This is a genomic window from Salicibibacter halophilus (assembly GCF_006740705.1).
Classification (GTDB): domain Bacteria; phylum Bacillota; class Bacilli; order Bacillales; family Marinococcaceae; genus Salicibibacter; species Salicibibacter halophilus.
In genome coordinates this window covers 2188111-2199715 of the sequence record NZ_CP035485.1, presented here as the reverse complement: position 1 = coordinate 2199715, position 11605 = coordinate 2188111, and the positions used below count along the sequence as shown (strand labels likewise).

Annotated in this window: 12 protein-coding genes and 1 other RNA gene; 12 read left to right on the top strand and 1 reads right to left on the bottom strand. The window is 44.1% G+C overall.

Annotation, left to right across the window (positions count from 1 at the left end):
• The first annotated feature begins 400 nt into the window (after nucleotides 1-400).
• From EPH95_RS10780 to ffs, 9 genes are all read left to right on the top strand, one after another.
• Complete coding sequence (locus EPH95_RS10780) at nucleotides 401-1423, top strand: DUF3231 family protein (protein ID WP_160141725.1); 1023 nt, start codon at nucleotides 401-403, stop codon at nucleotides 1421-1423.
• A 624-nt stretch (nucleotides 1424-2047) separates the two neighbouring features.
• On the top strand, nucleotides 2048-3694 hold the full coding sequence (locus tag EPH95_RS10775) for a gamma-glutamyltransferase family protein (protein WP_160141724.1): 1647 nt from the start codon (nucleotides 2048-2050) through the stop codon (nucleotides 3692-3694).
• Between the two features lie 96 nt (nucleotides 3695-3790).
• Nucleotides 3791-4210 carry a nucleotidyltransferase substrate binding protein gene (locus tag EPH95_RS10770; protein WP_142089863.1) on the top strand — a complete coding sequence of 140 codons (420 nt, stop codon included), beginning with the start codon at nucleotides 3791-3793 and terminating at the stop codon, nucleotides 4208-4210.
• 2 nt (nucleotides 4211-4212) lie between these two features.
• Nucleotides 4213-4530 (top strand): nucleotidyltransferase domain-containing protein, encoded by a 318-nt coding sequence (locus EPH95_RS10765; protein ID WP_142089860.1) that lies wholly within the window; start codon nucleotides 4213-4215, stop codon nucleotides 4528-4530.
• Between the two features lie 37 nt (nucleotides 4531-4567).
• Nucleotides 4568-5041: a tRNA adenosine(34) deaminase TadA gene (gene tadA / locus EPH95_RS10760; RefSeq protein WP_142089858.1), complete on the top strand. Its 474-nt coding sequence runs from the start codon at nucleotides 4568-4570 to the stop codon at nucleotides 5039-5041.
• A 348-nt stretch (nucleotides 5042-5389) separates the two neighbouring features.
• A complete protein-coding gene (locus EPH95_RS18840; protein ID WP_160141723.1) occupies nucleotides 5390-5716 on the top strand; it encodes a hypothetical protein in 327 nt (108 codons plus the stop codon).
• Nucleotides 5713-6102: a DUF4258 domain-containing protein gene (locus EPH95_RS10755; protein WP_227003876.1), complete on the top strand. Its 390-nt coding sequence runs from the start codon at nucleotides 5713-5715 to the stop codon at nucleotides 6100-6102. Before EPH95_RS18840 ends, EPH95_RS10755 begins: the two co-directional genes overlap by 4 nt.
• On the top strand, nucleotides 6099-6362 hold the full coding sequence (locus tag EPH95_RS10750) for a type II toxin-antitoxin system MqsA family antitoxin (RefSeq protein WP_142089853.1): 264 nt from the start codon (nucleotides 6099-6101) through the stop codon (nucleotides 6360-6362). Before EPH95_RS10755 ends, EPH95_RS10750 begins: the two co-directional genes overlap by 4 nt.
• Nucleotides 6363-6426: 64 nt before the next feature.
• An RNA gene (gene ffs, locus EPH95_RS10745) (signal recognition particle sRNA large type) lies at nucleotides 6427-6692 on the top strand.
• 400 nt (nucleotides 6693-7092) lie between these two features.
• Here ffs and EPH95_RS10740 read toward each other — a convergent pair.
• Nucleotides 7093-8700: a transposase gene (locus EPH95_RS10740; RefSeq protein WP_142088526.1), complete on the bottom strand. Its 1608-nt coding sequence runs from the start codon at nucleotides 8698-8700 to the stop codon at nucleotides 7093-7095.
• Between the two features lie 260 nt (nucleotides 8701-8960).
• Here EPH95_RS10740 and EPH95_RS10735 point away from each other — a divergent pair, with 260 nt between their 5' ends.
• The 3 genes from EPH95_RS10735 to EPH95_RS10725 all read left to right on the top strand — a co-directional run bounded on the left by EPH95_RS10735 (nucleotide 8961) and on the right by EPH95_RS10725 (nucleotide 11594).
• On the top strand, nucleotides 8961-9386 hold the full coding sequence (locus EPH95_RS10735) for a GNAT family N-acetyltransferase (protein ID WP_160141722.1): 426 nt from the start codon (nucleotides 8961-8963) through the stop codon (nucleotides 9384-9386).
• Between the two features lie 145 nt (nucleotides 9387-9531).
• The gene (dnaX, locus tag EPH95_RS10730) at nucleotides 9532-11283 is read left to right on the top strand and encodes a DNA polymerase III subunit gamma/tau (RefSeq protein ID WP_142089848.1); all 1752 of its coding nucleotides are present in this window, start codon (nucleotides 9532-9534) and stop codon (nucleotides 11281-11283) included.
• Nucleotides 11280-11594 (top strand): YbaB/EbfC family nucleoid-associated protein, encoded by a 315-nt coding sequence (locus EPH95_RS10725; RefSeq protein ID WP_142089846.1) that lies wholly within the window; start codon nucleotides 11280-11282, stop codon nucleotides 11592-11594. Before dnaX ends, EPH95_RS10725 begins: the two co-directional genes overlap by 4 nt.
• The last annotated feature ends 11 nt before the right edge of the window (nucleotides 11595-11605 follow it).

Below are 11605 nucleotides of genomic sequence, written 5' to 3'. Positions count from 1 at the left end.
TCATTTTCTTGCCTATGGAACAAATACCAACAGTGCCGAGGCGGCATTCATTTCTCACCCTTAGGGCCTAGACCCAGTATTGGAGCATAGCCGCCCCCACCAGCATGGATACGCCGGACGAAGGAATGTGTGGATCATCAACCATCCAGTGATATATGGGAGGTTAAGCGACCATGTATGACGTGGGTCATCGTTAAGCGCACGGTTATACATTTTTTTCCAACCCCTAGGGGTTGGAGCAGGTGGAGATCCTCTTGGATGGAATATCATTCCTTCTATTGAAGAATTATCTTCTTTGTGAATGGTGCACGCTGCTGGTACGACATTCTAAAGACATGAAATTCTGAGAAATCAAGAGCATATGGAAGAATATTTAATTACAAAGAGGGAGGGGTTTTATTTGGAAAACCATCAACCGTTAACATCTTCTGAGATAGGAAGTTTATGGACAACCTATATGTCAAATAGTATGTTGGAATGTGTCTTTGCTTACGCTCTCCAAATAGTCGGTGATGATGAAAAGATTCACACGTTGGTTCAAGAAGCATATGATGAATCCGCTCAGAATTTGACAACCATCCGATCGATCTTTGAAGCAGAAAGCCTTCCGGTTCCTATCGGGTTTAGCACCGAACATGATGTGAATGCGAAGGCGAAACCTTTGTTTGAAGCTACCTTTTTTCTGGACTATCTCCACAAATTGGGGCAATTAGGAAGTTCGATTTATTCTTCGTTTTATGCATTCGCTGTTCGAAAAGATATCCGTGATTTTTTTGCCAACAATTTAACATACATGGCCCAAGTATATGATAAGACGACGGAGCTGATGTTGGAGAAAGGATTGTTGATTCGACCACCGATGATATCGATCCCTAATCATGTGGAGTATGCAGATAAACAAACCTATACAAAGGGTTATTCCCTATTTCATGATAAACGAACGCTCAATGTCGTTGAAATTTCCCATTTGTACGCAAACATAGAAACAAACATTCTAGGTATGATGCTTTGTACCGGCTTTGGTCAAACGGCTAGATCCCAAAAAATAAGGGATTATATGCTGAGAGGAAAAGACATTGCACAAAAACACACAAGGAAGTTCACCGATAAATTATTAGAAAGTGACATTCAAGCACCAATGACGTGGGATGCTTCTCCTTTGGGATCCTCGGAACCTCCGTTTTCGGATAAGTTGATGATGTATCATGTCACTTCATTAATCCAATTCAGCATTGGGCGGTATGGATTAGCTTCCGGTGCAAGCTTCCGAAACGATCTACCTTTGCTATATGGTCGGTTAATGACTGATATTGCCAACTATGCAAATGATGGGGCTGATATTTTAATGAAAAACAAATGGTTGGAGGAACCGCCACGCGCAGAGGACCGTGATAGGGTCATTCAACAAAAAAATGACTTATAGGAAAAAAAGATGTATAAGACTGAGCACTCACGGAATCCCGCCAAAACATCGAGCGCTGCGGCCAAGCCGAAACGCTTAACGACGAAATCCAAAGCTAATGGTGTGTTTCAGATGGTACCCATATCCATTATGAGAGATGTTGTCGCTCCTCAAAAGACTGCTGCCCATAATATGTACGGAAAAAATCAGTTGGCTACCAAATTGGAACAAGGACAAACCCGAGAACCGCTGATAACAATAGGCCATACAAATAAACGTTTTTATTTCAAGGTCCATTGATAGAGGAGTAGCAAGCGCACAAAAACCGCCCGTTAAGGCGGCTGGTTATTCGGATCTTGACGCGTGTATCTTTCTAATCTTTTTTGTCAACTATACTCAGTTTATCATGAAACTGAGTGATTATTCAACGCTTGCAAAATTGATACCTGCACGGGAAACGATCGTAACATAAAATACCATAAATTAAGACTTTAAACCGAGACATTTAGTGCTAACCGGTCTTTTTTTTATTTGTATTATAGTAAATTTGACGTTATAATCACAAACATAAAAAAATATATGAAGAATGAAAGGGGTTAAAATGATTAGAATGGTAACAATGGGGTGGGGAAAATGTCTCGGAGTATGATGATAATCCTTTCGATTATCGCTGTCCTTGTGAGCGGTTTGGTTATTTTAGCTGTTCAGGATGGGGATCACGAGGAAGAAGAAAACGGCTCGCCCGAAGCAACAGAGGATGCTGTCGGGGACATAGAAGAATCCGAAACAATCACGGACGAATACGGTGTGAGCGCTTCGCATTCGCTTGCGCAGGAAGCTGGTGAGGAAGTCTTGGAAGAAGGTGGGAACGCTGTTGACGCGGCCATAGCAACATCCTTAACACTTACAGTCGTTGAGCCTTATGGTTCAGGGATCGGTGGTGGCGGTGCGATGTTGGTCATGGATGATGCCGATGAAACGCCTGATTTTTATGATTACCGAGAAACGGCTCCGATGAATACATCATCGGATAATCCGGCAGATCATTACGCTGGCGTTCCCGGTTTTTTGAAAGGGTTGCAGGCGGTCCATGATGAGGATGGCAGCATGGAAATGTCTCGTTTGATGGAACCTGCTATTCACTACGCCGAGAATGGATTTGAGGTTAATTGGATGCTTGAGGAACGAATCGATCGAGCGGAGGAGCGAATGGATGACAATGCGGAAGATGTCTTTTATATGGGCGGTGATCCTATTGAAGAGGGAAACCCCATTGTTCAGCCTGAACTCGCTGATACATTATCCCATTTGCAAGAGGAAGGATTGGAAGATTTTTATTCCGGTGAACTTGCATCTGAAATCGCCGGGGATAAAGTCAGTTGGAGCGAAGAAGATCTAGAATCTTATGAGGTTTTAACGGAAAATCCTGCTTCTGGTGCGTTCGGTGATTATCAGGTGTATTCAGCGCCGCCGCCGTCTTCTGGGGTAACGCTCATTCAAATGCTCCAAATGGCGGATCAGTTGGATATTACCGAACATGCGCCTCATTCTCCGGAATTTGTCGGTACGTTCACGGAGATCTGGGAAGAAGCCCGCTCGGACCGTTATTTGAACATAGGCGATCCGTCTTTTAATGACATTGAAACCAGCGAATTAACCAGTTTGGAACATACAGATTCAATGTTGGATGAAATAAATACTTCAATCGCGCTGGATGTTTCGGATGATGTTAAAAGCAGTACCACACAAATTAATGTGGTGGATGAAGATGGGATGATGGTGTCTGCGACCAATTCCTTGAGTAACTTCTTTGGCTCTGGGGTTATGAATGATGCAGGGATTTTACTGAACAATCAAATGAGTAATTTTGCCTTTAACGAGGAATCTAATCCGAATTATTATGAGGAGGAAAAACGCGCGAGAACTTACATTTCCCCGACCATTCTTGCTGGTGATGATGATGCAGTATTGATTGGCAGTCCGGGCGGCGCCCGCATTCCCCAAGTTTTGGGCCAGGTGCTTGTTAATGCCGAACGCGAAGATATGGACCACCATGAGGCGTTTGACCTCCCCCGCTTCGCCCATCACCAAAATGTCGAGGAAGATGTTGAAGAAATCCGATTAGAGGACGGTGATTCTGGTTGGGATGAAGCGAACGCTAGTGAAATTGAATCCTTAGATTATGATGTAGATCCTGAATTTTATACAAACGTGTTTTTTGGCAGCATTGAGCAGTTGGTCGTGGATTTAGAGTCCGGAGAAGTGGAACGAACCGAGGACCCTAGAAGATGATAAGGTGTTGCGCAGGTTTCGTTGCAAATGAGGGGGCGAATGCCCTCCTCCTCCGGTCTTTTTTTATGGTAAAATAAAGGAAAAGTTGGTTTTGATATAAGAGCGGGGGTTAAAAATGGACATGCCAAAGATATACGTTGGAAACAACGCTTCGAGAATTTTGAAAAATCCTACGTACTTTTGAGGGAAAATAAGGATAATCCGCTCGAGACAGACTTGGAACGAGCGGGCTTGATTCAGTTGTTTGAAATGACGTTTGAGTTGTCTTGGAAGGTGTTAAAAGATTATGTTGAAGCAGAGGGGTATATCGTAAAAAGTCCTCGCCAAACGATAAAGCAAGCGCACCAAATGGATCTCATTGAGGACGGCCATGCTTGGATAGATGCGTTGTCAGACCAAAACTTGACAGCACATACGTATGATGAAGCAGTAGCGGAAAAATTACTGAAAAATATTAGAAATCACTATTTCCCCATGCTGGAAAAAATGCATGTCAAATTCACGAAGGAACGATAAATATGAATGGCCTCATTGATCGGGATTTGCACTATATACACAAAGCACTCGAAAAATATCCGGAGATTGATCGGGTGATATTGTATGGGAGCCGGGCTTTAGGGAACTACAAGATGGGCTCAGATGTAGATCTAGCCATTGTAGGGGAGATGGTCTCGCGTAAAACCATGGTCGGGGTGAACGATGATTTAAATGAGGTTTACCCGCTCCCTTATATGTTCGATCTTGTTCACTACGACCAACTTTCGAACGAAGATTTAATAAAGCATATTGATAAGTACGGGGAAGAGTTGTATCGCAAACACGATGCGTATGTTTGACGATGTATTTCTTTTGCTTTAAATAAGGATGTTTCACATGAAACAATACGATGAATTTTATATGAAATTGGCTCTTGAGGAGGCTGCCAAAGCCGAGGCTGAGAATGAGGTACCGATCGGAGCGGTGATTGTCCATGAGGATCAAGTGATCGCTCGTGCATATAACCGGCGTGAACAGGAACAACATATTTTCACCCACGCGGAATGCATCGCGATGCGTGCCGCCAGTGAAGCGATCGGTTCGTGGCGTTTGGAGGAATGCACGCTTTATGTCACGTTGGAACCTTGCCCGATGTGTGCGGGCGCAGCGTTGCAGGCACGGCTGCCCCGGGTTGTTTTTGGTGCCGCCGATCCCAAAGCCGGCTGTGCGGGCACGTTGATGAATCTGCTTGATGACGCGCGTTTTAACCATGTAAGCGAAGTCGTTGGCGGGGTGCTGGAAGAGGAATGCAGCGAGCGTTTGTCGGCTTTTTTTCGAACATTGAGGAAAAAGAAGCAAAGGGACTCGTGATGACGGATCGAGAACGGAGCAAGAGAGGCGAAGTAATCCCTCAAACGCAGGTCGAGTTTCTCCGAGAGGAACAAGAAGAGCAAGGTAATTCCTCAGGCGGAAGTCGATTTGTTCTGAAAGGAACAAGAGGAGCGAAGTAATCCCTCAAAAGGAATTCGAGTACTTCGAGAGGAACAAGCAGAGCTTTTTAATGGAATAAAATCGTTCGAATCAATATTGGCAAGCATTTTCAAGCTTTGATGCATGGAAACTTTGGATTGTTATTGTGTCACTGATCGTACCGTTAATTGTATTGTTCGTTTTCATCGATAAAAAAAGCGCTGCTTTTATCACGTTTGGTTTGCTTATGTGAATGATGGCGGACTATGGGAATATCCTTATCAATTGGTGCCATTTTTGGCGAGCTTTGCTCTGGACGCCTCGCTTGTTCCGGTCTGTTTTATGTTGTTATATCAATGGACGCTAAATCATCAAAAGAATCTCTACTTGTACGCGGCATTATTATCGGCGATTCTTGCCTTTGTACTTAAACCAATCATGGTTCATTACCATTTTTTCCATATGTTTTACGGCATCAATTATTTTCACTTGTTTCTTTTTTATTACGTATTTTTCCTTGTATCAAAACTGATTACAAATGTATTTATATGGTTGGAGAAGAGTGCAAGAAGTTGAATGGTGTAGCGACATTCGTTAAAAGGTTTTGTGCTATAATTGGAAAAACGGATTTTCCGCAGGTGGGTGAGGATACTGGATATTTTGAATACAATACAACAAAATATAGTGGTCGGAAATGGTGGTTCACCAATCATGCACTCCAAAAATGCGATCAACGAGGAATAGATATCGAAAAGTTGGTTATGTCATTGGTGCAGTCGGAATTGGTTGAAGATTATCCTGATGACCTGAGAGGGCATAGTTGTCTGATTTTAAGTTTCGTGGACCGCAAAGCGGTTCATACTGTTTGTGGCCTTCATGAAAATGGCACTGTTTTTATCACAGTGTATTATCCTGATTTGCCAAAATGGGTGGATGAACGTACAAGGAGGTCTCGACGATGAAAAAATGTTTTTTATGTAAGGGTGACTTAACCCATCAACGTGTATCGGTGGAACGAAAATGGAATGACAAAAAGATCATTATCGAGGATGTCCCTGCTGAGGTTTGTGAACAATGCGGGGAACATTATTTTGATGGGGAAACGACATTAAAGCTGGAAAAAATTAAAAAAGCTGGTGTTTTTCCTCAAGAGCAATTGGTGAATATTCCTGCCTCTGTTCGAGATTTCAAAAACATTTCGTATATGGAAAAAGAACAATAAGCTTTTGATAATCATGATAATCTCCCGTTGATTTCTTGTCCGCTATGATTTATACTGTAACGTGCCGTGCTAAGCGGGGAGGTAGCGGTGCCCTCTGCTCGCAATCCGCTAGAGCGAGGCTGAATCCCTTCCCAAGGTTTGCATATTGTAGGGACTGCCCTTTGTAAGTGGTGTTGACGTCCGGGTTCCGCGCAACGGAAACTCGTGAACCCTGTCAGGTCCGGAAGGAAGCAGCAGTAAGCGGGACCTTTCGTGTGCCGCGGAGGCGCCTGGATCGAGCTAACTGCTTAGGTACCGCTTATGATATGCTTATCGAAGGAAGGTGCACGGCATACATATTTGAGACGAGCCCCTGGGGAAGGGGCTTTTTTTATTAGCCAGACGTGCGATCCGACCGGTAAGAATTGAGATTTTTAATAAATCGTTTATAATTTAATTAAGTAGAGGCATACGATATCTTAGGAGGTATCTGATTGCCGTTAATATGGGGGAGTAAATATGGTTAAATTAACGGATTCTAAACCCATGAACATCAAACTTACCGATAGAGAAATGAAAGAGTTTATTCGATGGTCGAACGATAAAAATACTGCTAATAAAGAAGAAATGAAAGGTTAGCACCCAAAAACTAAGGCTTTAATGCTCACTCAAAGTCTTTTCCAACAAAAATGAGCGGCATTTTAAAGTTTGAAGGATGATTTTTTCTTCGAAAAAATCTACCCCACCCCTCTTAAACGGTGGCTGGGGCCATCTTTTTAAGATGTTTCGTGCATCTTTTGAAGTTTTGGGCAATGATTGAGGCATATAACCAGATTTTTGGACGCACGCGTCCCCTGACAGGCAAATCCTCCAATCGATATGCCCGTTTCAAGACAGAAGGCACGCCTTCAACACCCGCCCGAAAGTTGGAAAGTTCCTGATGCCTTTTCGTTCCAATTTTGGCGCGCGTTTGGTCGGTCCGTCTTTTGTTTTCGCTAAACGAAACGTGGTAGGCTTTCTTTTGCTCTTTGACTTGGCACTGGTTTAATAGAGGGCACTGCTGACAATGTTCTTTGTAAAATTTGGCTGTGTATATCTCTTTCTCGGCATCATAGATGGGAAAGGTTGGTTCATGCCCTTGTGGACATCTTGTAATTTTCCCTGTTTCAGGGTCAATCTCAAATTGGTCGACACCAATATAGTCATCGGAAACAGAACGTCCGGTCAATTGGGAAAAGTTGATCTCAAGGTCTTTGTCATCCGCGTGTTTCACCGTTTCTTGGCGATAGTAAGCACCGTCAACAGCGAGTGTCTCAATGTCGTCGGCCAAAGGGTGCTCTTTGACAAAGTCCTCGCCAAATTGTGCGTCACTATGGGTATTCTCTTTCAAATCGGCATGCATAATAAGCCCTGTTTCTTTTTCAGGGTCATGAACTTCTACAAGATTTAAACTGTTGCCGATATGATGGTCTCCGCCTTTGTGACGAAAGGTCGCATCAGGATCCGATGGGTTTTGAAGAATACGAGAAGATAACTTTGTTCCTTCGATGGGAACAGTGATGCCGTCTTCCGACTCCACAGATTGTTCTTGCAGTAGGCGCGCCAGATGCTTAAAAGCATCGGTATCAAGGGCGACAGATGCATCTTGAACCCACACGTGCAAGTCATGCGCCTGATGAATGAGGGATTCAAGTTTAGATGCTTCTTCTGTCGATTTCGTTTTGTATATGGTTTGGTTTTTATGTCCTTTTTCAAGGTACGCCAAATAAGACGCAGGGATATCCAATCCCGGAATCTTGTTGAGTTCCCTGACCACGTTACGAATCACCGTATAAACCAACTCAATGCGCGTCATTTTTTTGCAAGAACTGTCAAGCATCGTGGAATCCATGCGTGCCATCGATTTGTTTAAAGAAAGAAAATATGCCATTTTTTCAGCGAGCGACTCCATTTCTTGTTGGAGGAGATTTTCTCCCGTTTGTAGCTCATGTTCAACCAGGCGACATCTAAAGTTGGATAAGGTGTTAACACAGAGACGTTCCTTATCCGCATTGGCCTCCAGACCCAAGGCATATTGAAACCGATAATCAAAATAAAGGGATCCAATCAAGTCCTCGTCGGAGAATATATGTTGTTGTTTGAGGATAAGCAAACTGACCAGAACATTCACTGGCTTATTCGGACGACTCGCCTTTTGGCTATATAAGACGGAAAAGCGTTTTTCATTAATTTGCGTAAGAATAAGGCGATAAAAATCCTCGGCCCAGCTTTTTTTCAGCATTTCAACAACATAGTCGGGAAATGCTTGATCTTGATCGAAGAGTGTTTTTTGTACATCTTTGTCTCCTGGCCTGAACATGGTAGAACCTCCAACATCGTAGTCTATCTCTATTATAATGTATTTTTCGCTCTAATTGGTGGAAAACCTGGACCTTTTTGGGTGAGAACCATGAAAAAGTTGAGATCTGAAATTAGTGCCTTTCGAAAAATTCGAAAAGAACGACATGGCGAATATGGTAAACGTTGAGCCTGGTGAAATCGAAATAATCCCTCTCTCTAACGAACACAAAAAGGACATAAAAGGGTTATATGTTCAGGCAATTCAAAGTGAATTATTTTTTGAAGGAAGAAGCACTTGTATTGCAAGAATCCGGATCGTGCAGGACCCACCTTCTTTATTATGATAGCAAATTGGTTGGTTATTGTAGTTTATTTGCTGATTATGTGAATATAGTTAAATCAAAAAGGGAAAGTGCAGGTTGGGAAAGTACTCGTTCGCCGATGCCGGAGCAACATTACCCTTCGATAAGACTACATTACATCGGAGTAGACTCACGATACAGGGAAATGAACCTTGGACATATACTAATGCTCATGGTTTTTGATATGTGTATTGAAGTCAGTCGAATAGTTGGAATTAATTTTATCGTTGTTGAAGCGATGGAATCATCTGTTGATTTCTTTAAAAAATATAGCTTTGAACCTGTGAAGCGCTATAATGAATTGTTGATTATGGCGTTAAAAAAAGAAGATATAGATGTATAGATCTACCGGTACCTATTTAAGGTACTTTTTTTGGCAGAAGATCGTGATCGAATCGTTTGCTTTTGAAAAAAAACCATGGAAAACGTATAATAAAGAAAGGTATAAAGAACGTTGAATTTAGCGAATAAAACAAGGGGGGCTTTTGTTGAGTTATCAAGCGCTTTATCGTGTCTGGCGCCCGCAGCGTCTCGAGGATGTTGCCGGCCAAAATCACATTACGCAAACGCTGCAAAATGCCCTTCGGCAGCAAAAATTCGCCCATGCCTACTTATTCAGCGGTCCGCGGGGGACGGGAAAGACGAGTGCTGCCAAGATTGTCGCGAAGGCCATAAACTGTGTGCATGCTCCGGTGGCCGAGCCGTGCAATGAATGCGAGGCATGCCAAGGGATCCAAACAGGGTCCGTCGTTGATGTGATCGAAATTGATGCGGCTTCCAACAACGGGGTTGACGAAATTCGTTACATACGGGATAACGTCATTGCCGCACCACGCGATGTACGCTATAAGGTCTACATTATCGATGAAGTGCACATGCTCTCGACCGGTGCATTTAACGCCTTGTTGAAAACATTGGAAGAGCCTCCCGAACATGTTGTTTTTATTTTGGCGACGACAGAGGCACACAAAATTCCGCTCACGATCGTTTCCCGTTGCCAACGTTTTGATTTTAAGCGGATCAGTGGAGATACCATTGTGGCGAGAATGAAAGAGGTTGTTGCAGAGGGAGAGGTCGAGGTAGAGGATGATGCCCTCCATTTTATATCACGGGCGGCCGAAGGCGGAATGCGGGATGCTTTAAGCCTGCTTGATCAGGCGTTTTCTTTTGCGGAAACGAAAGTTACGGCTTCTGACGTCCAGGCGATAACGGGTGCCGTATCCCAATCGTTTCTCGCTTCGGCAATAACGTCATTGATCGAACGAGATGCCAAAGAAGCTGTGCAATCCGCGGACACGCTGATACGGGAAGGCAAAGACCCGTTGCGTTTTATGGAGGATATCATCCATTATTTGCGTGATTTATTGCTTTTTCAGACCGCCCCCGATGTGGAAGAGCTCCTGGACCGTGTCCAGGTCGATGAAACGTTTCGTTCGCTTGCGGATAAAATAGAGCCGGACTGGGCATACAAAACGATTGATGCCCTTCATGACGAATTGCGGGAAATGAAAGGCTCTTCGCATCCGAAGATTTTTCTGGAAATGGCCTTTATTCACATTTGCCAGGGAGATGCCGGAACCGAGGGAAATGCTTCGGCAGACAATCAACAGGTGCAACGGTTGGTGGAAAAAGTCCAACAGCTGGAAACAAAAATCCGTACCTTGGAAGAGGGGCAAGAGAATGGAGCGGCGCGTGCTTCGTCCCGGGAAGGAGACATGCCCCGCCAAGCCGCCCCGCGAGAAAAACCGAAACCTTCAAGCTCCCCAAACAGTTCAGGGGTGAGACAAGCTCAACAGTTGCTTCCGCAAGCTTCGAAGGAAGAACGGGTGAAAATTGAATCCCGGTGGGCGGAAACGTTGCAAACGCTCAAAAAAGAAAGCGTGCCCGCGCATGCGTGGTTAAATGACGCCCAGCCGGTAGCGGCGACGACGGACGCGGTACTTCTCGTTTTTCGCAATGAAATGCATCGCGGCATGATTGCCGATAAATTTAAAGCATTGACAGAGCACGCCATCGCGGCTAATAATGACCATAGCTATCACATCTTGACGTTGCTCAAGCAAGACTGGGATCAACTAAAAGAAGCTTATCGAGGCAAGCATCAGCAAGCGGCGGCGAAGGAAACGCCGAATGAGGAAGCGAACGAAGAGGATCCCTTGGTCGCGGAGGCAAAAAAACTCGTCGGATCTGATTTAGTTGAAGTCATGGACGATTCGAATATAGAGGAGGAAGACAAATGAAAAACATGGGCAACATGATGAAGCAAATGCAGAAGATGCAAAAACAAATGCAAGAGGCGCAAGAGGAACTAAAAGAAAAAACCGTGGAAGCAACCGCGGGCGGCGGCGCGGTGAAAATCGTTGCCTCCGGCGACAAGCGCATTGTGGATGTTGAAATCGACGAAGAGGTTGTCGATCCTGATGATGTTGATATGCTTCAAGATTTGGTTTTAGCAGCAATGAACGAAGTAATGGGCAAGGTGGACGAACTAGTGGAACAGGACATGGGCAAGTTCACGAAAGGGATGAATCTGCCACCTGGAATGTTTTAGGAGGATTGACG

Bases quoted from the DNA above. Each gene is read 5' to 3' on its own strand.
- EPH95_RS10750 (WP_142089853.1), top strand. From the start codon at position 6,099: ATGAAAAAATGTTTTTTATGTAAGGGTGACTTAACCCATCAACGTGTA.
- EPH95_RS10725 (WP_142089846.1), top strand. From the start codon at position 11,280: ATGAAAAACATGGGCAACATGATGAAGCAAATGCAGAAGATGCAAAAA.
- EPH95_RS10740 (WP_142088526.1), bottom strand. From the start codon at position 8,700: ATGTTCAGGCCAGGAGACAAAGATGTACAAAAAACACTCTTCGATCAA.
- EPH95_RS10765 (WP_142089860.1), top strand. From the start codon at position 4,213: ATGAATGGCCTCATTGATCGGGATTTGCACTATATACACAAAGCACTC.
- EPH95_RS10775 (WP_160141724.1), top strand. From the start codon at position 2,048: ATGATGATAATCCTTTCGATTATCGCTGTCCTTGTGAGCGGTTTGGTT.
- tadA (WP_142089858.1), top strand. From the start codon at position 4,568: ATGAAACAATACGATGAATTTTATATGAAATTGGCTCTTGAGGAGGCT.